The 25,514-nt window shown below is 46.6% G+C and carries 21 protein-coding genes; 9 read left to right on the top strand and 12 right to left on the bottom strand.

Going from position 1 to position 25,514, the window contains the following annotated elements; translation table 11 throughout:
• The first annotated feature begins 45 nt into the window (after window positions 1-45).
• A complete protein-coding gene (locus QUA03_RS00330) occupies window positions 46-2,451 on the top strand; it encodes a cache domain-containing protein (protein WP_333208765.1) in 2,406 nt (801 codons plus the stop codon).
• 342 nt (window positions 2,452-2,793) lie between these two features.
• Here the strand turns inward: QUA03_RS00330 and QUA03_RS00325 are convergent, their stop codons facing one another.
• Window positions 2,794-3,393, bottom strand: a complete 600-nt coding sequence (locus tag QUA03_RS00325) for a cytochrome b/b6 domain-containing protein (protein ID WP_333208763.1) — start codon at window positions 3,391-3,393, stop codon at window positions 2,794-2,796.
• 197 nt (window positions 3,394-3,590) lie between these two features.
• On the opposite strand from QUA03_RS00325, the gene QUA03_RS00320 reads away from it, so the two are divergent.
• Both QUA03_RS00320 and QUA03_RS00315 read left to right on the top strand, forming a co-directional pair.
• A complete protein-coding gene (locus tag QUA03_RS00320) occupies window positions 3,591-4,172 on the top strand; it encodes a manganese efflux pump MntP family protein (RefSeq protein ID WP_333208762.1) in 582 nt (193 codons plus the stop codon).
• Window positions 4,173-4,314: 142 nt separating this feature from the next.
• A complete protein-coding gene (locus QUA03_RS00315) occupies window positions 4,315-4,869 on the top strand; it encodes a glutathione S-transferase family protein (protein ID WP_333208760.1) in 555 nt (184 codons plus the stop codon).
• 84 nt (window positions 4,870-4,953) lie between these two features.
• Here the strand turns inward: QUA03_RS00315 and QUA03_RS00310 are convergent, their stop codons facing one another.
• From QUA03_RS00310 to QUA03_RS00300, 3 genes are all read right to left on the bottom strand, one after another.
• Window positions 4,954-5,091 (bottom strand): photosystem II reaction center protein K, encoded by a 138-nt coding sequence (locus QUA03_RS00310; RefSeq protein ID WP_006634808.1) that lies wholly within the window; start codon window positions 5,089-5,091, stop codon window positions 4,954-4,956.
• A gap of 60 nt (window positions 5,092-5,151) precedes the next feature.
• Window positions 5,152-6,282, bottom strand: coding sequence for a tRNA guanosine(34) transglycosylase Tgt (tgt, locus tag QUA03_RS00305; RefSeq protein WP_333208758.1), 1,131 nt, complete (start codon window positions 6,280-6,282; stop codon window positions 5,152-5,154).
• A 228-nt stretch (window positions 6,283-6,510) separates the two neighbouring features.
• The gene (locus QUA03_RS00300; protein ID WP_333085519.1) at window positions 6,511-6,960 is read right to left on the bottom strand and encodes a hypothetical protein; all 450 of its coding nucleotides are present in this window, start codon (window positions 6,958-6,960) and stop codon (window positions 6,511-6,513) included.
• 259 nt (window positions 6,961-7,219) lie between these two features.
• Here QUA03_RS00300 and cobS point away from each other — a divergent pair, with 259 nt between their 5' ends.
• Both cobS and QUA03_RS00290 read left to right on the top strand, forming a co-directional pair.
• On the top strand, window positions 7,220-8,017 hold the full coding sequence (gene cobS, locus QUA03_RS00295) for an adenosylcobinamide-GDP ribazoletransferase (RefSeq protein WP_190732248.1): 798 nt from the start codon (window positions 7,220-7,222) through the stop codon (window positions 8,015-8,017).
• A 169-nt stretch (window positions 8,018-8,186) separates the two neighbouring features.
• On the top strand, window positions 8,187-8,486 hold the full coding sequence (locus tag QUA03_RS00290; protein WP_333208757.1) for a hypothetical protein: 300 nt from the start codon (window positions 8,187-8,189) through the stop codon (window positions 8,484-8,486).
• A gap of 338 nt (window positions 8,487-8,824) precedes the next feature.
• Here the strand turns inward: QUA03_RS00290 and QUA03_RS00285 are convergent, their stop codons facing one another.
• Window positions 8,825-10,576 carry a hypothetical protein gene (locus QUA03_RS00285; protein ID WP_333208755.1) on the bottom strand — a complete coding sequence of 584 codons (1,752 nt, stop codon included), beginning with the start codon at window positions 10,574-10,576 and terminating at the stop codon, window positions 8,825-8,827.
• 374 nt (window positions 10,577-10,950) lie between these two features.
• Here QUA03_RS00285 and QUA03_RS00280 point away from each other — a divergent pair, with 374 nt between their 5' ends.
• Together QUA03_RS00280 and QUA03_RS00275 are read left to right on the top strand one after the other, a co-directional pair.
• Window positions 10,951-11,181 (top strand): hypothetical protein, encoded by a 231-nt coding sequence (locus QUA03_RS00280; protein WP_242723336.1) that lies wholly within the window; start codon window positions 10,951-10,953, stop codon window positions 11,179-11,181.
• Between the two features lie 50 nt (window positions 11,182-11,231).
• Complete coding sequence (locus QUA03_RS00275) at window positions 11,232-11,444, top strand: hypothetical protein (protein WP_333085419.1); 213 nt, start codon at window positions 11,232-11,234, stop codon at window positions 11,442-11,444.
• Between the two features lie 563 nt (window positions 11,445-12,007).
• On the opposite strand, the gene QUA03_RS00270 is transcribed toward QUA03_RS00275, so the two are convergent.
• The 4 genes from QUA03_RS00270 to QUA03_RS00255 form a co-directional block, all read right to left on the bottom strand.
• Window positions 12,008-12,409, bottom strand: coding sequence for an MgtC/SapB family protein (locus tag QUA03_RS00270; RefSeq protein WP_333085418.1), 402 nt, complete (start codon window positions 12,407-12,409; stop codon window positions 12,008-12,010).
• A gap of 103 nt (window positions 12,410-12,512) precedes the next feature.
• Window positions 12,513-13,169 carry a hypothetical protein gene (locus tag QUA03_RS00265; protein WP_333208753.1) on the bottom strand — a complete coding sequence of 219 codons (657 nt, stop codon included), beginning with the start codon at window positions 13,167-13,169 and terminating at the stop codon, window positions 12,513-12,515.
• 388 nt (window positions 13,170-13,557) lie between these two features.
• On the bottom strand, window positions 13,558-14,523 hold the full coding sequence (locus QUA03_RS00260) for a BadF/BadG/BcrA/BcrD ATPase family protein (protein ID WP_333208752.1): 966 nt from the start codon (window positions 14,521-14,523) through the stop codon (window positions 13,558-13,560).
• Between the two features lie 72 nt (window positions 14,524-14,595).
• Entirely contained in the window at window positions 14,596-14,952 is a 357-nt protein-coding gene (locus QUA03_RS00255) for a zinc ribbon domain-containing protein (protein WP_333208750.1), read from the bottom strand.
• A 216-nt stretch (window positions 14,953-15,168) separates the two neighbouring features.
• Here QUA03_RS00255 and QUA03_RS00250 point away from each other — a divergent pair, with 216 nt between their 5' ends.
• Together QUA03_RS00250 and QUA03_RS00245 are read left to right on the top strand one after the other, a co-directional pair.
• Window positions 15,169-15,495, top strand: a complete 327-nt coding sequence (locus QUA03_RS00250; protein ID WP_242723321.1) for a phasin family protein — start codon at window positions 15,169-15,171, stop codon at window positions 15,493-15,495.
• 280 nt (window positions 15,496-15,775) lie between these two features.
• The gene (locus QUA03_RS00245) at window positions 15,776-16,363 is read left to right on the top strand and encodes an FKBP-type peptidyl-prolyl cis-trans isomerase (RefSeq protein ID WP_333208748.1); all 588 of its coding nucleotides are present in this window, start codon (window positions 15,776-15,778) and stop codon (window positions 16,361-16,363) included.
• Window positions 16,364-16,455: 92 nt separating this feature from the next.
• Here QUA03_RS00245 and QUA03_RS00240 read toward each other — a convergent pair whose 3' ends face one another.
• The 3 genes from QUA03_RS00240 to QUA03_RS00230 all read right to left on the bottom strand — a co-directional run bounded on the left by QUA03_RS00240 (window position 16,456) and on the right by QUA03_RS00230 (window position 25,388).
• Entirely contained in the window at window positions 16,456-19,071 is a 2,616-nt protein-coding gene (locus QUA03_RS00240) for a replicative DNA helicase (protein WP_333208746.1), read from the bottom strand.
• A gap of 508 nt (window positions 19,072-19,579) precedes the next feature.
• Complete coding sequence (gene rplI / locus QUA03_RS00235) at window positions 19,580-20,038, bottom strand: 50S ribosomal protein L9 (RefSeq protein WP_006634794.1); 459 nt, start codon at window positions 20,036-20,038, stop codon at window positions 19,580-19,582.
• A 253-nt stretch (window positions 20,039-20,291) separates the two neighbouring features.
• Window positions 20,292-25,388, bottom strand: coding sequence for a PAS domain-containing protein (locus QUA03_RS00230; protein WP_333208744.1), 5,097 nt, complete (start codon window positions 25,386-25,388; stop codon window positions 20,292-20,294).
• Window positions 25,389-25,514 lie beyond the last annotated feature (126 nt).

Below are 25,514 nucleotides of genomic sequence, written 5' to 3'. Positions count from 1 at the left end.
ATCGTAGGTGAGCTAAAGATTTCAATCTCACAAATTGGTCAAACCATGCGAAGCTTTGCGAGAGTAAAGTGGTGGAAATTAACTCGACTATTGCCAGCGGGATTAAAGGGCGAATACCATCTTGGGTACCAAACTGCGCTCTTAATTTTGGGGGTAACAATTCTGGCAGCTAGCATCACGGGTTGTATCAGCTATCAAAGCGTTCGCCGCTTGATTATCACCAAAAGCGAGCGAAATGCTTTGTTAGAAGTTAGGGCTCGCGCCAACAAGATCGATCGCTGGCTCGGCACTAGAAAGGCTGAGATCGAAATCCTCGCCCACACTCCTCCCGTTCGTTCCATGAATTGGTCAGTGGCAGAGCCTTATTTAAAATCGGAAGTAAATCGACTACAAAAATTCCAGCACTTGGCATTAATTGATCCCCACGGTTCTTATTTCACCACAAAAGTCGGCAGAGCGTTGATTAATGTGAGCGATCGCCAACACTTCAAAAAGGCAATGGCTGGGGAAGTCTATGTTTCAGATCCTACCAGTTCTCGCACGCTCAAAGGACAAAGTATTGTTCCCATTTCAGCTCCGGTGTGGTCAAATTCGGTAAATTCTATTGATAAAACAACCGAAAAGCCGATCGGAGTAATGAACGGCGTCATTAGCATGGATCGAATTGCCGAAGTAGTAGGAAAGCTGGAATATGGGGCAGGAACTTACGCTTTTGTTCTCAATTCTCAAGGAGTGCCGATTGTGCATCCCGACGCTCGATTAATCGGAAATATCGACAAATCGGCTCCCAGTCTTTTAGAATCTGCAGATACTAATTTGGCAAATGTAGCCCGGGAGATGGTTTATCAAAAAACGGGCATTGTGCTGACTCAAATCAACGACGCCAGAGTTTATGTTGCTTATCTTCCTTTAGAACAAGCTGAATGGTCGATCGCCCTCGTAATTCCCCGCGACAATCTCGAAAAAGAACTCCTTCCTTTCAAGATACTAGCAGTAGCCGCCGGCGTACTTGCCGCCGCAGCTATTTTCTCCGCAATTGTGGCGCTCAAGCTGTTTGCCCTAAATGGCATTCGCAGTCGCACAGAAGCCCTTCTCCACCGCTTAACTGGCCGCATTCGCGCTTGCTTAGACCTCGATCGCATCCTCCAAACTACAGTAGACGAACTCGGTACTTTACTGAAGCTCGATCGAGCAATTTTCGCATGGTACGATCCCCGACAAGATACGTTAGAATTTGGCTGGGAATATTGCCGGGAAAGTTTGCCGGCGCGCTTGGGAATCTTTGGTGTTCCAGGAGGGCCATCTGGAGATTTAGCTGCACGGCTTCACCGCTGCGAAACGATACTGCTACATAAAACCGGTGTCCCTGATGCCACAGCGTCTGAGGAACACACCCATATCGAACTCCGAAATAGTCACTACGCAGCAGTACCCATACTAACTGAGAATCATCGGCTTGGATATCTGTTCGCCTGTGCAAACCGCCGATTTGCGACTCCCAACGAGGTGCAAGTTTTGGAAGCAATTGCAGACTCGCTGGCGATCGCAATTTCCCAATCCCAACTCCACGGGCAAATTCAAGAAGAACTCAAACTTTTGGAAGAAGTATTAGCCAAACTAAGAATCACCGAAGAGCAGTTATTACAAAGTGAAAAAATTACAATGGTGGGTCAACTAGCCGCCGAAGTTGCCCAAGAACTTAATAACCCGATTAACTTTATTTACGGTCGCCTGATTCACCTCAACGATTATATCAAAGATTTGCTTAGTATAATTCGCCTCTATCGCGAACAATATCCCGAACCTGTGCCGCGAATTGCCAAAAAAATAGAGACTTGCGACCTAGATTTTATCAGCCAAGAGTTGCCACAAATCCTCAATTTTTTGAAAATAGGAGCCGATGGCATTCGCCAGATAGTCCTGGCTTTGCGAAATTTTTCACTTCCTGATGAAGCCAACAAAGAACACGCCAACGTTAATGAGAGCATCGATAATCTTTTGCTGTTGCTGGCTCACCGACTGGAGCCAAAAATATTAGTAGTCAAGGAGTACCACAACCTGCCGCCAATTTTGTGTTATCCCGGTCAACTGAGTCAGGTATTCGCGAGTCTGATCAGCCATGCTATAGATGCAGTTAAAAGTATTGAAAACTCTGCTCAAATTATTACAATCAAAACCGATATTGTCGAGGAATATAAAGGCAGATTTATTGTTGTATCGATCGCCCACAATGGCTCTATAATTCCGCCGGAAATTCAACAGAAAATATTTGGTCATTCTTGCCATACTAAATCATTTAAAAATTTTACAGGGTTGGAGCTGTCGGTGTGCTATAAAATTATTGTAGAATTGCACGGCGGCAGGCTGACAGTTGAATCTCCGGTTAAACCTCAAATGAAATCTCAAACTGGGGGCGGTGCTGAGTTTAGGGTAAAATTGCCCATCTTTTGATATCTATCGCATTTTGTCGCCAGGGAAACCCGTCGCAAATCTTGCCCGCCAGTTCCGCGAAAAGCTTAATGTCGGTTTGTAGCGAGGAATTTAGTCCTCATAAAACGGAGGACTGAAGTCCTCACTACAAACCTGATTATCATTTTTTAACCAAACTTGATATGATAGGATTAGGGAAATAATAAAGGTGCAACCACCGCAAACAACAAACCTCCCATTACCAAGACTTCCACAACAATTAATAAAATATTTTTGTTCATTTTCACTTTAAGCATTTTCACTTTAAGCATTTTCACTTTAAGCATTTTCACTTTAAGCATTTTCACTTTAAGCACTTTCACATTAAGAGCGATCGACCAAAGAGCGAATTTTCTTCCACCAAGCCGCCGGCGAATCTTCCGGGCGATATGCGGCATCAAACATCGACAAAATTAGCGGCAAACCCCCCACCTTCGCACTCATCAACAAGTGCATTGCCAGACAAAACACCAATACCATCCAACCAGAAGCGTGTAAATAATACCAAACCTGCGTCAATTCCCCAGCCGGCAGCCATTCTTCCTTAACCATACTGCCAGAAGCGATCGCCCAAGTCAGTGCCAGCAACATCAACGTATTCACAATCCGGTGCAAACTGTACCACCAAATCGGTTTTCCCAACTGCGTTAGTTTGCCAAAAGAATCCGGCTGCACCAAGCGTTTTTGACCTGCGTGGAAACTGTACAATGCAAAAGCTGGCATTATTCCTAACAGCAACATCTTGCCAAAAGTGCCGTGAATCCCGATAATATCTGCAATCTGAGGCACGGGGACTTTGCCAAGCCGCCCATCGTAGGTGTTGTAAACCAGAAATGCGCTCAAAATTGCTAAAAGGGCGATCGCAGCGTTAACCCCATGCAGTAATCTGAGCAGCAATGGCTGGTAGGGTCTAGATGGCGGCATAGTCAATTCTGCTACTTGATAAATAATCTTTTAGAGAATACAGCTAACCGCTGATTTTTTCAACCCTCGCCAATTGTGAAATAAATGTGAGTCAAAAATGAATAGATTATGATAAAAACGCAATTATATTAAAATTTAGTGTAAACTAAAACAGTCAAGAGGAATACTTTATTTATAACACCTAACATTTTACAAAAATGGATGCAGCGACTACCGTTTTACTTTCATTAGGACTAGCAGCCGATGCTTTTGCTGTTGCTGTTTCGAGCGGTTTAGCAATCAAACATATGAAGGTCAATAAAGCTTTAAAAATCGCCTTATTTTTCGGAGGTTTTCAAGCTTTAATGCCCGTAATAGGATGGCTCATCGGTCTTAGTTTTAGTTTTTTGATAACACCGATCGACCATTGGATAGCTTTTGGGCTTTTGAGTTTCATTGGCGGAAGAATGATTTATGAATCGCTGCAAAGCGAAGAATGCGAGAAAAAGTTCAATCCCTTAGATACGGGAACTTTGATAACGCTGTCGGTGGCGACGAGTATTGATGCTCTCGCAGTTGGCCTCGGATTTGCTGTTCTGAAAGATTCTATTGCTCCTGCGGTTACTGCGATCGGATTTATTACTTTCTTTTTAGCCTTTGCAGGGGTGTTTATCGGACACAAGTGCGGCAACTTGTTTGCTAATAAAATTGAGATATTGGGTGGAGCAATTTTGATTTTCATTGGCAGCAGAATCTTGTTTATGCACTTGACAGAAGTGCCATTAGTTATCGGCAATTAGTTATTAGTCAGTAGTCAGTAGTCAGTAGTCATTAGTCATCAGTCATCAGTCGAACATTGACATCAGAGTCTCTGGTGACTCCAATTACCAATTCCCAAAAAATGCTATAACAGCAATATTGCGTTAAAGGATAAAAAATTTCGTGCTGAAACTTTACGGCGGAGCCCGCAGCCGGGCCTCAATTGTCAAGTGGTATCTAGAAGAAATAGGAGTTCCCTACGAATTCGTCACCCTAGATATGCAAGCAGGGGCACACTTGCAGCCAGAGTATCTCGAAATTAACCCGATCGGCAAAGTACCCGCGATCGCCGACGGAGATTTTAAACTTTGGGAATCCGGCGCAATTCTGCTGTATTTAGCTCAAAAATATGGTAAAATGCCAGACACTTTGGAGCAGCAAGCTCAAATCGTGCAGTGGGTCACGTTTGCTAACGCCACCCTGGGGCCGGGAATATTTACAGAAGCAACTCGCGATCGCGAAACTCCCAAGTTGTTAAAACCGTTAAATGAAATTTTCGAGAAACAGCCGTTTTTAATGGGTGATGAATTCGGCGTCGCCGACGCAGCAGTCGGGTCAATTTTAGCCTACATTCCAATGATGCTAAAACTAGACCTCAGTGCTTATCCGGCTGTTGTAGATTACATCAAGCGGATCTCAGAAAGACCGGCATTCAAAAGTGCGATCGGCGGTAGCTGAAACCAGAAAGAAGAACGAAACAAAACTTAATACCTAAAAGCAGGGGCAATTTGTGAATTGCCCCTGCTTTTGATGAAATCAAACTTATCTAAATCCGACAGCCGCCTGCCAAACAAAAGCCAGCAGCAAGAAAAATACGGGAATGACCGGCAAAACATTAACCAAAGGCTCAAAAATCGAATAAGCTTCGGGCAGTTTTGCTAAGAGTAATGCAGCTTCCATGAATCAACCTACCTATCCAACAGAATTTTCATAATTGTCGCATATCTTTACCCACGGCAATCATGATTGATCGACTCTCGGTGCAAGCCAGTAGGCAAACTCTTCAGTAAATCTATCCGCCAAAATCGCCTCCCGCATCCTCCCCGTAAAGCGAATCAACTCCGTCACATTGTGAAGCGCCAGCAAAGTATACCCCAGCACTTCATTAGCCCGCGCCAAATGGGCCAAATAAGCCCGACTGAATTTTTGGCAGGTATAACAAGGGCAAGACTCATCCAGCGGAGCAAAATCCTCCCGGAACCGAGCATTTTTCAAATTCCAGCGTTCCCCACGAACAAAAGCCGTTCCGTGGCGGGCCAGCCGAGTCGGAATCACGCAGTCAAACATATCTACGCCACTCGCCACCGCCAACGCCATTTCCCGATAAGTCCCAATCCCCATCAAATAACGCGGTTTATTTGCCGGCAACAGAGGCGCAGTCACCTTCACAATCTCTGCGATCAAATCCCCCGATTCCCCCACACTAACGCCGCCGATGGCGTAGCCTGGTAAATCCAAATCTACCAACTGGTTCGCCGCGCGCGATCGCAAATCGGGGAAAACGCCCCCCTGGACGATCCCAAACAAAGCTTGATCCGGGCGCGAGTGAGCTTGCATGCAGCGTTGCAGCCAGCGGTAAGTGCGATTTGTCGCCGCCTCCACCTCCTCCCGCGTAGCGGGGTAAGGGGGACACTCGTCAAAGGCCATAATCACATCAGCGCCCAACTCATTCTGAATTTCGATCGATCGTTCCGGTGTCAAATTAATCATGCGGCCATCGCGGGGAGAGCGAAAAGTCACCCCATTCTCAGAAATAGTCCGCATTTGGCTCAAGCTAAACACCTGAAAGCCACCCGAATCCGTCAGCATCGGGCCCGGCCAAGCCATAAATTTATGCAATCCGCCGGCGCCTGCGACAATTGCTTCCCCCGGCTGCAAGTGCAAGTGATAAGTATTTGCCAAAACCATTTGAGAACCCGCCGCCTCAAGATGTGCCGGGGTCAAAGTTTTGACATTAGCTAGTGTCCCTACCGGCATAAATTTAGGCGTTTCCACAACACCGTGGGGAGTAGCAAAAACCCCTGCACGCGCTTGGGTATGGCTGCAATTAGCCTGGCATTTAAAAGAAAATTTCGCCTTGTCGTCAGTCATTAGTCCCCGATGCTCGTTAACCGCTACTCGGCCGTCCGTGTTATTTAATCTATTGTTGATGACATCGCGACAAAAAAAACCATGACCCCGCCCAAAAACGGAGACAAGTTTCCGACAATCGTCGTGGAGGGCAAAAAATTTTAGACCTTAGTTCTAACTCCCAGATTCACGGCGCTGCAAGTAAATCTAAAATCTAAAATCTAAAATCTAAAATCGACTGACTGACGATTAAAACGGGGAATCATCGTCGTCCAATTGTAGATCCCAGTTGCCTGAGAGTACCTGATCGACCACCGCATCCAATGCCGCAGCATTTAAATTCCGGGCGAATTGCTCTTGCAAAGGATTGGAGAGGGGAATTAACCGCAACTGCCGTCCATCTTGAATCAGGTCAAAATAAGCACCATCTTCAGGCGACTGTTTCAGTTCCAGGTAATCAAAACTATACACGTTCAAATAAAGCGCATGGTTGGCAATCAGGGTAGAACGGTGGGGGTTGGCGAAGACTTCGAGCACATAACCTTCCCCTTCGCTATAAATCTGGCCATCTTGTATGTGAAGGTAGCGGACACGTCCTAAATCAAACAGCAATCTTTTGATATCGCGTTTGTTGACGACAATCCCTGTATCGATGATGCAAGGAGCAACTACCCTGTTATTCAATTGATCGTGACTCATGGAGTAAAAGCCTCTGTTGTAGTATTTTCCCGTCTTGAACATCAGGGAGTTAGCTAGAATTCTTGGGAAGGGAAACGCGGATCTTGAGTTTAGTCATTTTAGATAGGGAGCTTGGGGATCGCTGCCGACAGAGGTTTTCCGGGGAAAAGAGCCGGCGACAGGAGGAATGCTCGATCCAAAAAACTAGGGTGTTACAGTCCAATTCTGGCACACGCTAATCGATTGACAACTGCATACCAGATGAAAAATTTTCTATCTTATGGTGCATGATAAATGGGTTCGCTCTACGATCGACTTTTTCCGGAATCAAGGCGCTGCCATCGCAGCCGCAGTCGCTTTTTATACTTGTTTGCCGGTACCGGTGTCTTGGACTTTGGAGTTTCGGGGCATTGCCCGCTTGGCACCGGCGATCGGGCTTTTGATTGGGGGGATGCTGGGACTGGGGGATGTTGGGTTGCAGTTGTTGGGAATGCCTGCTCTGACTCGATCGGCCTTGGTGGTAGTCTTGGGCATCGCCGTGACTGGCGGGCTGCACCTAGACGGGGCAATGGACGCGGCGGACGGGCTGGCTGTACCAGACCCGGTACGCAGGCTGGAAGTCATGCGGGACAGCGTTACAGGAGCCTTTGGGGCGATGGCTGCGATCGCGATCGTGCTGCTGAAAACTGCCGCTCTGTCGGACTTGAATAACTATCGGTGGCTGGCTTTGATGGGTGTGGCGGGTTGGGGGAGATGGGCCCAACTGGTGGCGATCGCCCGCTATCCCTATCTCCGGGCAGAGGGTAAGGGAGCTTTTCACAAGGAATCGATTTATTCTCCTTTTGATTTTATCCCCGGAGTGCTGTTGCTGCTGAGTTTGAGCGTGGTGCAAGTTGTCTTGGAGGGCGATCGGTGGCTGTTGGCGGTGGGGATGGCTTTGGGGGGAAGTGCGATCGGAATTTTTGCCGGAGCCTGGTTTAACCACCGTTTGGGCGGCCACACGGGCGATACTTACGGTGCTGTAGTCGAGTGGACGGAGGCTTTATTGCTGTGTCTTTTGGCGGCTTTGGAAGGGTAAGTTATGCCATGTTGCCATTGTTTGAGTGAAAACTCTAGTCCTCAATTTAGCAAATAACGACGGTTCTAGCAGGTGGAAATCCGCACTCAATAGCAATGGTTTTCATCCTGTCTGCCTTCAAATGCCACCCTAGATTAGATACAGCAAACCTCAAACTATAAAGAAAGCTATGGGATACTTTATTGCTGCGATCGTCCTCGGAATGTTAATTGGGGCTGGCTTCGAGATTGTCCAAACAATCCGCAATTGGGAAACGAATCCCGAAGAAACTACCAGCAAAATTCAAGCTGAAATGGTCAAAGAAACATATCGCGGTCAATTTGGTGCCGATGCGGTGGAGGGAGGGAGTCAGGCTGTCGGAAACGCACTCCATGCCGGCCACTGCGCCGCCGAAGCTGCAGCTTGCGAATCTGCTCCAAGTGCGATCGGTCATGTGGTAGAAGGCTTGTTGCACGTGCTACACCATTAATATCGTGTCTGCTAGCGTAAGTTGTGCAAGTGTTTTTGATGCTGTAGGGGCTGGTTTTACCAATAATCTTTGACGCACACAAACAATCTCATAAACCCGCCCCCCACAACTAATAACCTATATCAACCTTGACTTTTATCGAAGGGAAAAAATGTACATTGACGTTTACCGTTGAGAGAGGGGGCGGGTTTATGGGATTATTAGTTTTTGGCGTAGATGCTTGGTAAAACCAGCCCCTATTATCCCGCAAATTATCAAAAACCAACCAATCAAACCTAATATAACAACACAAAATGAATGGAAAATGCCACTGCTAATTTTCCATTCATTCTCTATTCTTACGCTTTCGGCTCAACCCAAACCGTCATCCCCTCAACCCTCAAACCTTTGCCGCGAGTGCCGCAATATTGACCGTTAGCAGTAACAGGAGTATCGCCCACATTCTGAATGTGAGCCGTATAAAATACGTCATACTTATCAGCTTGTGGCCCTGTCAGTCGCGCTGCAAATCCCTCAATGCGCTTGGCTTTGCCCCGGAATCCAGCTAACTCTCCTTCCGAGATCCAAGCAGTGTCGCCCACTCCTTCAACGTGAGCCATGTACTGCAAATTTAAACCGGCAACGGGAGGCTCTATTTTAATTTGAAATCCTTCGACGCGACGGCCTTGAGCTTTAGTACCCGCATATTCTCGATCGCTAAAAGTTCGATCGCCAATTCCTTGAATATGCGCCAACACTTTTAAACCCACAGGCGCCACTGTTTGGGAACTCGCAGACGGCGCGATCCAAACTTTGATACCCTCTATTCTCAAAGCTTTGCCGCGAGTACCGCAATATTCGCCATTGGAGGACACCGAGGTGTCGCCGATATTCTGAATGTGAGCGTTATAAAATACGTCGTACTTATCAGCTTGCGGCCCGCTCAATCGCACTGCAAATCCTTCAATGCGTTTCGCTTGACCCCGAAAACCTGCCAATTCTCCCTGACTAAGCCAAGGAGTGTCGCCAACACCTTCGACGTGAGCCATGTACTCGACATTTAAGCCGGGAATTAGCGGGTCGATCTTAATCGCAAATCCTTCGACACGCCGCCCTTGAGCTTTTGTACCCGCGTATTCTTGAGCGCCGAAAGTTCGATCGCCAATTCCCTGAATGTGCACCAAAACTTTGATTCCCAAACCGCCCTCTACTGCCACCGGTTGTTGAAGGTTCCGGGGTGCGCCAAAAACAATGTTTCCGGAACCGGTTGTCTGAAGAGACTTAGGTACTTCCACGCTGGGAACAATAATTACCTCGTGCATGGGGGCAGAAGGTGGGGGGGATTCCAAAATCTGGATCTGTGGCGCAACTGTAACTTGTTTCGGTGCCACATTTCCTGACGGGATGACAATCACTTCTGGCAAAGGTTCGGCGCTGATTTTTTGTTCTGGCGCTGGTTTAAATGCGGGTTCGACTTGTGCAGGTGCTGCTTTTACCATCTCAGCAATGGTTAATTTGCCTCTGGAAATGGCTACGGCTATTTGTTTGCCAAAAGCGGCGCTGACTGTTTCTTCGAGAATGACCCACTGTTCGTCATCTAATTTGTCTTGCTGTTCCACCAGGGCCAGCACTGCTGAAACTGGGTGTTTGCCACTGACTAAGGATTCTGCGTCAGAATGCAGTTGAGTTGGGGTTGATTCGGAAATCGCGCGTTGCAGTTCGCGGGCTTTGGCATGAACTGATTGTAACGGCGCGAAGTCGCTTTGTTCGCGGTGGGCGATCGCCAATACTCGATCGATCACTTTCAATGCTGCATCGCGAATTTCTGCTTTACCTTCGGAAGCTGCTGCAGTCTCGACTAAGTTTTGAATGTCTTTGAGGGAAGCAATTTCCCCCGGCGCGATCGCGGATTTGTTGAGTTCGAGAGCTCGTTTTTGGACTGCGGCAAAGTTGCGGCTGTAGGCGGCTACTTCTTGCAGCAAGCTGTCAGAAGGAGGAAGACCGGAGTCTTGCAGTTGTTTTGCTGCTTGGGATAGGCGATCGGCCAAATTAGCATAAGTTTCCGATAGTCGGGCTATTTGTTGTAGCAAATCTTTATGTGGTGCTTCCATATGTCTTGCAGTAAATATTTAACTTGCTGATTATAGACGTTGAGCGTCTTCTGAAGGTAGAAGGCAGTAGTCATCAGTCATTAGTCCCTGGGAAAAATAAAAATGCTCCTCCTCTCCGACTCCTCCACTCGGACACTCTCCGACTCCCCCACCCAGACACCCGGACACTCTCCGACTCCCCACTCTCCGACTCATCCTCTGGCATCCCCCGCGTGATCGCCGTCACAACCGTGCAAATACTTAGTCACACTCTGCGACTCCGGCTGTCACGAGTGGCCCGTAACAATGTCACACCTATCGAGCAATAGCCGTCACTGCTGATTCTGTGAAAACAGTTGATACTTAGGCTTGAACCAATAAAATCCCGAAGTGTTATGGTACTAATTCGCGACCTCGCCCAGCAAGCTCTGGCTCTAGGCTATCTAACCCTTGAAGCCGAAAATCAACTGCGGCGGATGTTAACTACCACCCAGTATGACTTGGAAGACTTAAATGCTTTTATGGCTTTGCAACTAGCAGCTATGTCCGGAGGAGTGAAACAAGAGTCTCGCGAGCTAAAAAAGTTTGAAATCTTTGGCGAGACGGCTTCCGAAACTTCTTGTTAGTAATTAGTTGGCTTTTGATTCGTTAAAATTTAGTAAGGGACATTTCTACCGTGCAGGTTCGTGAAGTTGTAAAACAAGCTATTGCCGCTGGATATCTGAGTTTGGAAGCGGAAAATGAAATGCAGAAGATTTTTTCCTCAGCCAAGTGTGATTTGGAAGATTTGAACGCTTTTATGAGCTTGCAATTAGCTGCGATGGCGGGTCGGGTGAGGCAAGAGTCTTTGGAATTAATAAAGATGCCAAATTTTGCGGATAGAAATTAATTTTTTATACAATTATCTGGCAAGATAAGTATTAATTTTTCTCCTCAATAAACGCGGAAAAGCTATAATTATTTGGATGAGTTCTCTACTAATTAAATAAAAAAAATATTGGTATTTTGGTTCAATGGGTGTTGAGCAAATTAAATAAAATTGAAATAAATATTTAAATGAATATTTAAGTGGAGAGTCAGGACTTGACTCGTCAAAGGTCAGGCTTGGATGACTAGACCTGTCAAGGTGTAGTCAAAGTGTTTGCTTCGTAACAGTTGAGCATTCTGCTTGAAAAGTTATCTAAGCTGTTGCGGCATTTAAATTATGTGTCAAAAAACAATCAAACTCTTGTGGGTGGGCTTCTAGCCCGCCCCGAATATATAATTTAAATGCACGACAGCTTATGATCAATGATTAACTGGAGTTAGCATGAAACAGCTAATATTATTTCCCCTCCATCGACCGCCATAAAATTAGTTAGTAGTGAGGACTTTATAAAGCTCGCTCGTGCTTCCGCCGTTACTACAAAAGTAATAAGGGTTATAATACCCGCTTTTATATCATCACTGAGACTATTTCCTACGACTCCGACGCTCTAACTCTTTAATTACTCTCAGAACAAACAGCGACATTAAAGCGCCAATTAATGCTAGTTGCCACAACCCGCATCCGGCAGCAGTTCCTAAAGCTGCTGACACCCAAATAGCGGCGGCAGAGGTGAGTCCGTGAACTTCAACTTTACCTCTTTCCTGGTGATTTTGCCGCAGGATTTCTCCGCCTCCCAAAAACCCAATCCCGGCAGCAATGCCTTGAATTACCCGCGCTACAGCATCTCCTCCGTTTTCATTTTTCCCCATTGCTAGCGGCATTAAAACAAACAGTGCACAACCCATGCTAACTAGCATATGAGTTCTCAATCCCGCTGGTTTGTTTCTGAGTTGGCGCTCCCATCCAATAATTCCGCCAACAAACATGGCTAGGCACAACCTTAACAGTATGCCTAGCCAATGATCGGGAGACCACAAGTTAGCGATCGACAATGTTTTACTGCAAATAATTAATCCGAAGATTCCAATATTAGCGGAGTACGATGTCCGATCGCAATCTCACTGCCAAATCTTGTTCCGGGCGAATCACGAGCACGTCAACGCTGCGCCGCCCCAACAATACTCCAGCTAAAGCGCCGATCCCAACGCCTCCCAATACTTCTTCAGTCGCGATCGCTTTGTCGCCGGTAATGCCTGCGAGTGCGGCTGCGGCTGCTGCACCCAAGGCTGCACCTTGGGCTACTGAACCTGTGCCAGCACCTTTCTGGACTCTTTCGGTTCTGGTAATAATTCCTGAATTTCCGTCAATCCGATAGCGTTGGCGGCGGCTGATAATTAACTCTCTGGCAACAAATTGAGTACCCATTTGATTGCCTCTTCTGACAGGTTGCAGTGCCCCGACTATCTGGCTGCCTCTGGGAATTAATACTCTGCCTTGAGGTGTGCGGATGTCTTGCGCTACTGTTAAAGTTAAAGGTGCAGTTTCTTCGCGGGTGACAACTATTTTGTCTTTTTCATAGCTAACTGGAATTACACTGCCCGACGGAATTCGGATGCTATCAAATTGGGAAATTCTTTGTTGGGCTTCTGCGGGAGTAGCTACTACCAGTGGCGCGCTGGTTCCAACTGTAATGCCCAGTGCGAGGACTGCTGCTGTTGCTGAACGCCATTTTTGAGAAGTAATCATATAAATTGTCTCCTTGCTTCGGTTTTTGTTTACTTAGGAACGCACTACTGCTAAATTTGTTTCTTGTTTCGCATTCATCTGATATTTTGATTATGGCAGGCTGGAATTCTACCAGTTGGGAAGATAAGGTTGATAATCCAGAAGTTGAAAATTGGGAAAAATCGAGAAAATCCGCAAGACAGGGGCGATCGGGAAGATAAGGAAGATAGTCAACAGTCAATCGATTTTAGATTTTAGATTTTAGATTAAAGAATTGAAGCATTGACCCCACCAATAAATTCGGGGGGCAAGTTTCATCGGATACAGGTTTTTTATTTCTGGACGGATGAATCACGTGGCGGGTATCCTGGATGCTTTCGGTCAACATTCAACAGTCAACAGTCAACAACTAATTGTTGAGAGCGTTTAAGGCTAATAATCCAGCACCGAAAGCTGGTTCGTATCGGGGCGAAATAACCTGAGCTTTTGGGGCGATCGCACTTATGGCTGCTTCAAACCGACCTCGACAATTTGCCTCTCCACCCCACACACCTCCTACAATCACAATTTCAAATTCTTCTGTTTGGTTAAATAGCGCTGAAATGGCTATTTTGGTTGAATAGGTTAATTCTGCTACAGCATTATTGATAATGCTGTCAGCGACGCGATCGCCCTCTGCTGCGGCTCGATCGACAATCGGCGCTAAAGCTGCAATTTCTTTGACTCCCCAACCGCGCCCGTAAACAACTTCTACTAATTCTTCTAGGTTATTGAGGCCTAAATGCGTTTGAAGTTTTTCCGCAAGCGTGGTAAAATCTTGGCGTCCGTCATAGAACTTCAAAGCAGCTTGCAAACCCTGAAGGGCGATGTTATATCCGCTGCCTTCATCGCCTAAAATATATCCCCAACCGCCGACTCGTTTAGTTTTCCCTTGACGGTTTTGCCCGAAAACAATGGAACCAGTTCCTGAAATAACGGCGATACCCACTGGATGACCTGTACCGCCAGCAAGTGCGATCGCGCAGTCGCTGCAAATTACGATATTCCTGGGCAGGAACGATCGGGTTACTGGTAAAGTATTCGTCAACTGCAAGTTCTGCACTACAAATTGCACTATTTCACGATCTTTGGGACGCCCAACTCCTGCTAGTCCCAGACCAATTGCTTCTATGTTGAGATTGCTATTCGTCTCGATTTTAGCGGACAGAACTGCTCGTTCGATCGCCAATTGGATGGATAGTTTTGCTGTCTCAATTCCCAGGGTTTGATAATTTGACGGCCCTGCTTCACCCCGTCCTAAAACAAGGTGGTTGTCATCCATTAAAAGGCAGATAGTTTTAGTGCCGCCGCCGTCGATGCCGAATACGTAGCTCATGAATAATTTAGAGAATAATAGAGCAACCCAGATTAACAGAGATATCTCTATTCTACGCTTTGTACAATCCGATTAAATCGACAGAGCAATGCTAATAATAATTAAACCTAATAATGCTAACCAAACCAGATGGCGCTGAGACCAATTTTTGATGGATTGCATCCAGCCGGCGCTGATGTAACGGCTCGTCTGTGGTACAAGCGGCTCAGCTTGATTGTGATAAAGCGTGCATTCTTTGGCAAAGGGACGCTGCGGGTAGTTGCAAGTGTCGTCTGCGTGATAAATACAGGTAGTGCACAGAAATTCTTCGGGTTTTGATCTATAAAGAGGGATACCCGGATGACCGAAAGCTTTGAGGGGGATTTTGCAGTGTGGACAGGCGAGGGCTTGGGCGTCTACAGGTTGGTGACAGCGGGGGCAATCAGGCATAGACCGCAGGGTGATGGGGTAATGTGGTGGGTAGGCTCATTAGCGGGTTTTCCGAACGCCGAGAATGCGCGATCGGCTCGCCATCAGGCGGCTGGATGCTCCAAAATAGAAAGGTAGTTGTGCGCTGATGTAACTTTAAGTTTACAGATGGTTTCGCAGCGACAGCAGGCGACCTGAGCCGATCGGGTATGAAAGGGCAAACATTAGGAAAAATCTATGGATAACAATAGCAACTTACTCAAACAACTGGTAATGCTGGGCATTGGTACTACTTCCCTAGTGGCAGAGAAATTGCAGGAAGTCAGCGAGCAATGGGTCAAAGATGGCAAAATCAATCCTGAGCAAGCCAAAACCTTTGTCGATGACATGACCGAGCACCTGAAGTCTGAACAGGGCAATTGGGATACGCAGTTGCAGCGGCAACTACGGAATATGCTGCAAGATATGGGAGTTCCCCGACAGTCCGAAATGGATGAGTTGCGGGGAAGGCTCGATCGTTTGGAACGTCAGATGCGGGATTTAGAAAACCGTAACTGGCGCTGAGTTCGATCCTCTTCTGCAAGCTTCGCTAACGCCCGCGAGAAGTTCGCTGCTCTCTTGTGATAAGATTGTCACCCGAAGGCAGAATGCTAAAAAAAGGCACTTATGTAGAAGCCATTTATGTAGAATAACAAACATTTTGACTTCATACTTTGGCCTGGAAAATTATCTGGCACCTGCCGTTCTTTGGTGGAAAAGTTCAGATAAAATTTGGTAGTTCTTGTTGTACTAGATGTCTTAGATATCTGAGATATCGCGGTTAAAAGTATTAGGAGGATTAATTTTGCGAGGAGTTCTAGTCAGCTTGGGAGTAATGCTGGTTTGCTTTGTGTTTTTGATAGTCGCTCAAATGGGCGGTTCTGGGTCCCAAGCAGTTGCAGCCGAATTGAACAATCTTTTACCCGAGACTGCTATTGAGAAGTTGTCAGGGCAGTCTTTGAATGAAAATAGCTTGCTAGTAGCTGATGCTACTTTACCAGAGGTACCAGCTACTATCGCTGGCAATGACATGACTGATAATACTGAGAAAACTGTCACCACAGATTCCGGTCTGAAATATGTTGAATTGAAAGAGGGTAATGGGGCGACTCCAAAAACCGGGCAGAAGGTAGTGGTGCACTACACTGGAACTTTGGAGGATGGCACGAAGTTTGACAGTTCGCGCGATCGCAATTCTCCTTTTGAGTTCCAAATTGGCGTGGGTCAAGTAATTAAGGGTTGGGATGAAGGTGTCGGTACGATGAAAGTTGGAGACCGCCGCAAGTTGATTATTCCCCCTGAACTCGGTTACGGTGCTCGCGGTGCGGGCGGGGTGATTCCTCCTAATGCTACGCTGATTTTTGATGTGGAATTGTTGAGAATCGCTGGCTAGGTAGCTCAATCTAATTCAACGTAAAACTTTTACGGTGTTTAGAAACCCGGTTTTTTTTAAGAAACCGGGTTTCTGTGTATGTTCTGGTTTATTTACGATCGCTTCGGAGATGCGAGATTGCGGAAGCAGGTAAATTGGGCGTCAAATAATAGTTTGATGATTCCTGTGGGGCCGTTTCTGTGTTTGGTAATAATTACTTCTGCAATTCCGCGATCGGGCGAATCAGGGTTATAGTATTCATCGCGGTAGAGCATAATTACTAAGTCGGCGTCTTGCTCGATACTATTATGAGCGTACAATCCTTGTGTAGCGAAGTTTTCAACTTTCTCTACAGTTAAATCGTAAACCATTTCTTCGCCGATGAAATTTATTTTTTTTATTTTATCCCAATAGATATCGCTAGCAGCAATTTTCAGCATTTCTTCAGATTCTAGAAGAGTAGCTAACTGCATAGCTCGTTCTCTACTGATATCACATTGATAGGAACTGTCGCCACAATAGCGCACGCCCAAACTTGCTTGAATTTGTTTAGTTGTTAAACCCAAACGTTCTCGGGCAATATTAACTTGGGTTCGCCAAACTTGGTTGGGAATTAAATCTCGGTTGGTACTAGCCCCTACAGATTTTTCTAGATATATTTTGACGGCGGCTAAACTTTCTTGTTTATAATTGCCAACCGCACCAATCCGATATACAAATTTTTCTAGCTCTTGCTTTCCACCTACCCATACTTGATATTGAGTTCGCCCTTTATTTCCTTGGGAAATGAATTTAAAAGAGGCATTAATATTCAATTTTAATAATAACGATCGAACTCCCCGCGCTAGTTTTTCGCTACTAGATCCATAGTAAACACTGGGATAGTGGGAATTGTCTTTACTCGTGCGGATACAACCATCAGTTGCCCATAGGTGTCGAAGGAAAAGAGCGATCGATTCTTGCGGTTGGGTAAATACTAAACTGGGAATAAATTTTTCATGGGAACGTAAACCAAATATTTCTAATTGTTCGAGCCATTTAGTAATCGGATTTTTAATATTGGGAGCGAGACGATAACTAGCGGAGAGATAAACTTGATACCAATCGCGTTCGCGTTTAATGCGGGGATTAATTTTATCACCAAATACTTCTCTAGCCAAATGTGCAACTAATTCAGCTAAATCTAATTCTCGCGTCGTGTACTGAATGGTATGTCGGGGTAAAGTACAACCATCACCAATTAAATGTCCTAGTAAAGCTAATTCAGCATTACCCATCGTCTGCACTTCAGTACAAGGAATTGAGCGAGGTGTAGCAATTCGATCGCCTATTTTTAATTCATCTAACCGCTTCCAACCATCTGATGTAAAGAACTTATGATTGCCTGTTGCTGTAATCGAATTTCCCAAGCAAGTCGTCATCTCCCAGACGGGCTTGACTCCTGTACAAAAAGCATTAGTCACCATCGCTTTTTCCTGTTTCAGGGTATCTGAATTTAATCCCCAAACAGCAAAGCCAGATTTGCCGACTAAATCACGAATCGGGACTTCTAATCCACTATCCGCCAGGGTAACTAAACTATCGCCACCGAGACAGCCGCTTTCACGTAAATCAGACATCATGGGTCGCTTGTTTGTCCTCGCTTCCACACCCCGACTCAACTGAGATAAGGCAATAATCGGCACGTTGAGTTCGCGGGCTAAACCTTTAAGACTTCTGGTAATTCGAGATAGTTCTTGCACGCGGTTGTCGCTGCTACCTTCCATTAATTGCAGGTAATCTAGCAAGACTAATCCTAGGGTTCCGCCTTGTTCTGCTTGGAGGCGGCGGACTTTCGATCGTATTTCTGTGACGGTAATATTGGGAGTATCGTCAATAAACAGCGGTAGTTCTGATAAATTGCCAATGGCTGTACTGATTGGTTCCCATTCGTTTTGACTGATTCTACCCGATCGCAATCGGTTACTTTCTATTTTGGCTTCGCTGGACAGGATACGCTGCACTAGCTGTTCTTTCGACATTTCTAAGCTGAAAACGGCAACCGGCAATTTCTGCTGTCCGGCGGCGATGTGGTGGGCGATGTTGGTACAGAAGGCGGTTTTGCCCATCGCCGGCCTGGCTGCAACGATGATTAAATCCGATCGCTGAAAGCCTCCTGTCATGGCATCTAAGTCATAGAAACCGCACGGAATACCGGGAAGTGTGAGGCCTTCATTGCGATTTTCTAGGTCTTGAAATGTTTGGTTTAGTGTTTCGCCGATCGACACTAAATCTTGTTGCGGACGTTCTTGAGTTATGCTGAAAATTTCTTGTTCGGCGCGGTCTAAGACTGTTTCTAGTGGTGTTGCCGTCTCGTAACCTAATTGTACTATGTTGTTGCCAGCTTCGATTAATTTGCGGCGCTGATATTTGTCTTCAACTAAAACTGCATATTGGTCGATGTTGACTGCGGAAACTGTGCGATCGACTAATTGCGCTAATTTAGTTAGTCCTCCTACTTGCTCTAACTGATTGCGGTCGGTTAGGGAAGTTGTTACCGTCATTAAATCGGTAGGTTGACCCTGTAAAAATAGGCCTAATGCCGATCGATAAATGACTTGATGAGCGGTGATGGCAAAAAACTCCGGTCGCAGCAGCTCGGCAATTCGGGAAATAGCTTCGGGGTCAATTAAAATTCCCCCCAAAATTGCTTCTTCTGCCTCTATATTTGTCGGCATCAAATCGCTCATTAGTCAATAGTCCTCAGTCAGTCGATTTTAGATTTTAGATTTTAGATTTTAGATTTTAGATTTTAGATTTTAGATTTTCTGTTTTAGGTTTTAGATTTTCGGCTTTAGGTTTTAGGTTGTAGATTTTCGATTTTAGGTTTTAGGTTGTAGATTTTCGATTTTCGATTTTAGATTTTAGATTTACTCTACAGATGAATCTGGGAGCTTGAACAATATCCTAAAATTGTAGGTTCGACCATCAGGAGCGTCGGGGCTTGTGTCCGTTTTTCCGGCGGGGTCATTAGTTATTATCAGTGTAAGGTTTTGTAGGAGTGGGATCTGTCGCGAGCTCGCGTTTATACCAGACTCACGCTCTCTCGATCTCGCACTCCTGAAAAAATGCTTCTTACTCTCTGCAGAGATGCTCCGGTTCTCAATCTGCAAGTTAGCGTTACTGAGTCCTTACTTAGCAGTGCTTAGTTGTTAGCTAATGACTAATGACTAACAACTAATGACTGATAACTCTTAATTACATCGGAACCACTTGAATATCAACTTCGGCGGTAACTTCTGCGTGTAGTTTGATTTCAGCTTTGTATGTACCAGTTTGGCGAATTTCGGGTAGGGTGATGCCGCGCCGATCGACTTCTTGACTGGTAGAGTTGAAAATCAGTTCTGCTACTTCTTGGTTGGTAACAGTACCAAAAATCGCGTCTGCTTCGCCAACTTGCTTGGAGATGATGAAAGGCCCAGCCGATTGGAGGGCGGTTTTGCGGACTTCAGCTTGCTGCTTGAGCTCTAGCTGGCGCAGTCTTTCTTCTTCACGGCGGCGCTCTGCTTGCTTGAGAATGCCGGGAGTGGCTCTAAATCCCATTCCTTGGGGTACTAGGTAGTTGCGGGCGTAGCCTGGGGCTACTTCTACTACGTCGCCAGCTTTGCCGAGTTTGCTGACATCTTTATTTAAAACTAATTGGACGCGCTTGGCCATGATCGTGGGTTGTGGGGTTTTAACTGCAACTTTTTATAATAGCGAAGTTTGAGGGGCGATCGCAAGGGAGAAGGAAGTTCGGCAACGGATTATGTAGCGGATGTAACGGATGTAACTGATGGATGTTGAGATTCGAGGTTCGAGGGAAGAAACAGGGATAATATTTTTAACGGGCAAATTCAGTTTGAAATTACGCAAAACGGGGGTGCTGTAATGAGCCAAATCAACTACAGTGCAATGTCTTACAGAGCACTCAGGCTTTATTTTCAAGGCGTTGGGCGATCGATCGCGCTACAGTAGTAACTAACTGGGTCGAATTGATCGGCTTGGCTAAGTGTTGATCAAATCCGGCTTGTAAAACTTGACGCTCGTTCCCTTCTCCAGCATAGGCGGTTAAGGCGATCGCCAACAACTGCCGATACTCAGGCGCAAGCTGAGTGCGGATGCGATTTATCAACATATACCCGTCCATCTGGGGCATTCCAATGTCGCTGACGAGCAAATCCGGTGCAGTTTGTTCGATCGACTCTAGCGCCTCAGCAGCAGATGACAGGGAAATCACCTCTGCACCCGCTTCCTCAAGCACGAAAGCCACAAAATCTCGCGAGTCGAGTTCATCATCTACCACCAAAATTCTCAATCCAACTAGGGGCAAGGATGAGAGATCGGGACAAGCAGCCCCATTGACAGCTTCCTCCTCCTGCCTTCTAGAATCATCATTTAATAGCGGTAATCTCACCGTAAACGTCGCTCCTTGACCTTCTCCGGCGCTTTCTGCAAACACCGTTCCGCCGTGAAGTTCGATCAGTTGGCGGACGATCGCCAATCCCAATCCCAAGCCACCAAATTTGCGAGTTGTAGCGCCATCTTCTTGTCGGAAATGGTCAAAAACATAAGGCAAGAAATCAGGAAGAATGCCTTTACCAGTGTCCGTGACTTGAATTTGAGCTTGGCGTGCAATTTGCACTAATCGAACTTCTACTCTACCGCCTTCGGGCGTGAATTTTACCGCATTTGATAACAAATTCCACACAATTTGTTGCAAGCGACTTGTATCGCCCAGAACTTGCCCGACATTGGGATTTAAGATTGTTTGAATTTGAATTTTTTTAGCTTCGGCTGCTAATTGCACAGTTTCCACAGCAGACGGAATAATGGTTGCCAGATTCACCGGAACAACATTCAATCTGAGTTTTCCTTGCAAAATCCGAGACACGTCCAGCAAGTCTTCGATTAATTGAGATTGCAGTCTGGCGTTGCGCTCGATCGTCTCAAAGGCTTTGGCACTTTGACTCGCGTTCAGCTTGCCACCGACGAGCAGTTGCGACCAGCCTAAAATCGGATTCAGGGGCGATCGTAACTCATGAGAAAGCACCGCCAGAAACTCGTCTTTAATGCGGTTAGCTCGCTCGGCTTCCGTGCGGGCAGTTTGTTCTAATTGGAGAACTATATCACGCTCGGTTTCCACTTGTTTGCGTTCTGTAATGTCGATTACAGAGCCGATATAACCCTCAAATTGTCCGCTTTCGGAAAATCTGGGAGCAGCCGCATCGATCACCCAAGAATATCCGCCATCCTTGCGCTGGAGGCGAAATTCTACGCGGTACGGTTCTTGGTGTTCGTTGGCGGTCAAGAAAGCTTTTTTGGCCTTTTCTTTGTCTTCTGGATGCGCCGCGTTTACCCAACCCAATCCCAAACCTGTTTCCTCAGTTTGACCTGTGAAGTCATACCAGGTTTCGCTCAAGAAAGTGCAATAGCCTGTGGAGTTTGTTACCCATACCATAAAAGGAGCGTTGTTAGCCATAGTGCGGAATCGTTCTTCGCTTTCTTGCAGCGCTGCTTCGGCTCGTTTGCGTTCTGTGATATCCCGACAGACAATCACTCCACCTTTGATTTCGTTGCTAGTATCAACTACCGGATAACCGCTGATACTGATCCAGCGATCTTCGGCATCTTCGCGGCGGACAAATACCTCTACATCATTGACATATTCACCTTTGATTGCTCTGGCTAGAGGTAGTTCAGCGTCCGGAAAAAGGGTTTTTTTGTCTGCTAAAAATAGTCCGTAAGTGCTCGACCATTCCTCACAAGATTTTTCATTCGATAGCTGACCGAATATTCCTACGGCGGCTCGGTTAAACAACACAAACTCCCCTTGTTGGTTGGCCAAAATTAAACCATCACCAATGCTGTCAATGATGACTTGCAGTAACTTAGTTTGTTCTTGCAGGGCGACTTCTGCTCGTTTGCGATTGGTGATTTCGCTGGAGATGCCAATCAGGCCGATGACTTCTCCCGCTTGATTGCGGTATGGAGCTTTCATTACCAGAAATGTCCGAATGCCATCGTGAGATTCTTCGAGGACTTCTGTTTGTCCAGACTCCATAATGCGCCGATCGTTTTCCGTGACTGTGACTGCAAGTTCTGTTACTGGGTATAAATCGATATCGCGACCACCAATTACTTCAGAAGCAGATTTGCCCATTATTTCCAGCGTGGCTGGATTGGCATAAATAATCTGTCCTTCTCGATTTTTGACAAAAATTGGCGTCGGCGCTGACTCGTTAATTACGTTCAAAATCGCATTTTTTTGGCGCAGTTCTTCTTCAGTGCGTTTGCGATCGCTAATATCGCTCCAATAAACGGTAAGTCCTCCGGCCGCAGGATAGGCGCTCACTTCTATATACATCTGGAGCGAAGGCGAGAACTCTTCAAACTTGACAGAAACTTGTTCGGAAACAACTCGATGAAATTCTTGATATGCCCTTGAATTAAATTCTTTCTCGGCAGGGAATACCTCCCAGATCGATCGACCTAGTAAGTCGTTTCTCGATCGAGAAAGCAGTTTTTCTGCTGTGGCATTAACGTAGGTATAGCGCCATTGTGAATCGATCGCCATAAAGGCATCGGTAATACTTTCTATAATATTGCTGACTTGCTGGGAGGCCGCTTGCACCGCGAGTTCAGCGTTTTTGCGCTCGGTGATGATTTCGCAAAAAATCATGATACCGCCAATCTCATTGGTGTTGGTTCGCCAAGGGTGAATTTCCCAGCGCACCCAGTCGATTAAGCCATCAGGGCGGGGAAACTGATCTTCTGGGCAGATTTCGACTGATCCCGCCAGACAGCGCTGGTGGATTTGTTTCAAACGATCGGGCAAATTGGGAAAGATGTCGTAGTGCGATCGACCCACAATGTTTTGAGTGCCGAGCCCGTAACTTGACAGCCAGCGGTCGCTCACCAGCATATACCGCATCTGGCGGTCAAACATCGCCACCCCCGCAGGCGAATGTTTGACGAACAGCCGCAGTTGCTCTTCCTGTTGCCGCAGGAGATTCTCGGATTGTTTGCGATCAGTGATTTCTTGGAAAAGTATGGCGACTTGTCGGCTGTGCGGCTCAGGAGTGCGGAACGCCAAAACCTCAAACCAGCGGTTCATGGCTTCCGAGCCGTGCTCGAAGCGCAAGGGTTCCCCCGTCAGGGCGACTTTGCCGTACATCTCAAACCAATAATCTTCGAGTTCAGGAAGCATCTGTCGCGCCGTTTTACCCGCAGCTTGTTCAAGCCCGGTTTGTTTCAAGAAAGCCGGATTGACTTCCAAAAAGCGGTAATCGATCGGCTTTTCGTTTTCGTCAAACAGCATTTCGATGATGCAAAAGCCTTCGTCTAGGCACTCAAACAAAGTGCGATAGCGTTCCTCAGAGTGGCGCAAAGCAGCAAGAGCTTGTTTGCGATCGCTAATATCCATAAAGGCGGCCACACAGCCACGAACTGCGCCCTGTTCGTCAAATAACGGCACCGCATTCACCAACCAATCAAAGGCAACCCCGTCCTCGCGCACCATTTGAATTTCCACATCTCGCACTTCGACGCCCGAAGCCACGGCTAGTTGCATGGGCAGTTGTTCTCCCGGAATTTCTTCTCCGTTGCGGAATCGTCTAAACGGAAGGGCTGCGGCTTGCTCTCCGGTTCCAGAAACATTGGTATCGGGTGGCACTATCAACATCGACTGGGCAAATCGGTTAGCGCGAATTACTTTACACTGGGGGTCGTCTGCGATCGTAATACCGACGGGTACAGCATCAAGTATCGATTCGAGTTCATTGACTCGTCGTTCTAATTCTTGGTTGAGCCGTTCAATTTCTTTTTTGGTAGCTTTGCGATCGGTAATTTCTAGCACCGTCACATTCACTCCCAGGACGCGATCGTCCTCGGCCCTGAGTGGATAGAGACTCAACAGCCAATCCTGTTCGACTCCCGGCTGTGCTGAGTTCGTCCTGCGAAGTTCGAGCTGTTGAAGTGGAACTTTAGTTTCAATAACTTGTCGGTAAAGCGGCTCTAAATCATCTGCCATTTCTGGCAAGATTTCGCGCAATGTTTTGCCGATGTGGGCGGCGGATGGAACTCCATTAATTTCTGCTAGCCAATCGTTGAGGCGGACAAACCGCAACTCAGTATCAAGGAAGCAAAGTCCGATCGGCGCACTAGCATAAATCGCCTCGATTTCTGCTAGTTGTTGATGTGCCGTTTGCGCTTGTTTAATATAAGCAGCCCTAGCCCCTTTCTCCTCAGTGACATCTTGAAAATAAACGGCAAGTCCCGATGGGATGGGATAAGCTCGTACCGCATACCAAGCATTGAGCGGTGGATAAAAAGATTCAAAACTAACCGTAACTTGGAAGGTAGCGGCGTGGCGATATTCCTGCTCAAACAAACTGCCCACTGATTCGGGAAACTCTTCCCAAATGCTGTTGCCAATCAAATCTTTCGAGGGTCGATTCAGCCATCGCGCAGCTTGCGAATTGAGGTAGGTAAATCGCCAGTCTCGATCCAAAGCAAAGAACCCGTCCGAAATACTTTCGAGGGTGTCTGACAGTTGGGGCGCGGGCGCGTTACAGACTGGTTCAGGCTGAGGTTGAGCGATAGAAGTGAAGGTTGTTACTACCGCATAGGGAGTCGATCGATCTCCCTGAAATAAAGGTTGAGAATTGAGCGTCAACCAAATCAATTCTCCCTGTGGCCGATCAAAGCCCATGATGACATTTAAACATGGTTGCCCGGTTTGCAGCGCCACCATCGCCGGATGTGTCTCGCCAGGAAAATCCGAGGCATCCTCACGCAGAGTCTGCCAGCGACTGTTGATTGAAGTGCATAAGAGCATCTGTTCTGCTGTCATCCCCAACAGATCCTGGGCGTGAGAATTGCACCCCTGAATGCTGCCATCTGCCAATTGCAGAACCATCCCTACATCAGTTGACAAAGGGGGGGCTGGGTAGAAGGCTTTGTTAGAATCCGTTGAAACAGAGGGGTCGATTTTTGCTTGGGGTTCAGTATTGCGTGGGTTTTGCATCGGTTTCTAACAACGCTCATTTTACTTTGGGCAAAGCAAATCGCGATCAATAATAGGGAAATAACCAGAGGAACTTTTGACTTGAGCAGGGTGACACTTCAAACCTAAGATGGATGTCGATCGTTC

The sequence above is a fragment of the Microcoleus sp. S36b_A4 genome, from assembly GCF_036700645.1.
Taxonomy (GTDB): domain Bacteria; phylum Cyanobacteriota; class Cyanobacteriia; order Cyanobacteriales; family Microcoleaceae; genus Microcoleus.
Note: the sequence above shows the minus strand (reverse complement) of the source record. Positions and strands in the feature narration are given on the sequence as shown.

What these genes read in the sequence shown, in the direction of transcription:
- QUA03_RS00265 (WP_333208753.1), bottom strand. Translation starts at nt 13,169, where the DNA reads ATGATTACTTCTCAAAAATGGCGTTCAGCAACAGCAGCAGTCCTCGCA.
- QUA03_RS00250 (WP_242723321.1), top strand. Translation starts at nt 15,169, where the DNA reads ATGGATAACAATAGCAACTTACTCAAACAACTGGTAATGCTGGGCATT.
- QUA03_RS00240 (WP_333208746.1), bottom strand. Translation starts at nt 19,071, where the DNA reads ATGAGCGATTTGATGCCGACAAATATAGAGGCAGAAGAAGCAATTTTG.
- QUA03_RS00310 (WP_006634808.1), bottom strand. Translation starts at nt 5,091, where the DNA reads ATGGAAGCTGCATTACTCTTAGCAAAACTGCCCGAAGCTTATTCGATT.
- QUA03_RS00300 (WP_333085519.1), bottom strand. Translation starts at nt 6,960, where the DNA reads ATGAGTCACGATCAATTGAATAACAGGGTAGTTGCTCCTTGCATCATC.
- QUA03_RS00280 (WP_242723336.1), top strand. Translation starts at nt 10,951, where the DNA reads ATGGTACTAATTCGCGACCTCGCCCAGCAAGCTCTGGCTCTAGGCTAT.
- QUA03_RS00260 (WP_333208752.1), bottom strand. Translation starts at nt 14,523, where the DNA reads ATGAGCTACGTATTCGGCATCGACGGCGGCGGCACTAAAACTATCTGC.
- QUA03_RS00230 (WP_333208744.1), bottom strand. Translation starts at nt 25,388, where the DNA reads ATGCAAAACCCACGCAATACTGAACCCCAAGCAAAAATCGACCCCTCT.
- QUA03_RS00330 (WP_333208765.1), top strand. Translation starts at nt 46, where the DNA reads ATGCGAAGCTTTGCGAGAGTAAAGTGGTGGAAATTAACTCGACTATTG.
- rplI (WP_006634794.1), bottom strand. Translation starts at nt 20,038, where the DNA reads ATGGCCAAGCGCGTCCAATTAGTTTTAAATAAAGATGTCAGCAAACTC.
- tgt (WP_333208758.1), bottom strand. Translation starts at nt 6,282, where the DNA reads ATGACTGACGACAAGGCGAAATTTTCTTTTAAATGCCAGGCTAATTGC.
- QUA03_RS00325 (WP_333208763.1), bottom strand. Translation starts at nt 3,393, where the DNA reads ATGCCGCCATCTAGACCCTACCAGCCATTGCTGCTCAGATTACTGCAT.
- QUA03_RS00285 (WP_333208755.1), bottom strand. Translation starts at nt 10,576, where the DNA reads ATGGAAGCACCACATAAAGATTTGCTACAACAAATAGCCCGACTATCG.
- cobS (WP_190732248.1), top strand. Translation starts at nt 7,220, where the DNA reads ATGGTGCATGATAAATGGGTTCGCTCTACGATCGACTTTTTCCGGAAT.
- QUA03_RS00255 (WP_333208750.1), bottom strand. Translation starts at nt 14,952, where the DNA reads ATGCCTGATTGCCCCCGCTGTCACCAACCTGTAGACGCCCAAGCCCTC.
- QUA03_RS00270 (WP_333085418.1), bottom strand. Translation starts at nt 12,409, where the DNA reads ATGTTTGTTGGCGGAATTATTGGATGGGAGCGCCAACTCAGAAACAAA.
- QUA03_RS00320 (WP_333208762.1), top strand. Translation starts at nt 3,591, where the DNA reads ATGGATGCAGCGACTACCGTTTTACTTTCATTAGGACTAGCAGCCGAT.
- QUA03_RS00290 (WP_333208757.1), top strand. Translation starts at nt 8,187, where the DNA reads ATGGGATACTTTATTGCTGCGATCGTCCTCGGAATGTTAATTGGGGCT.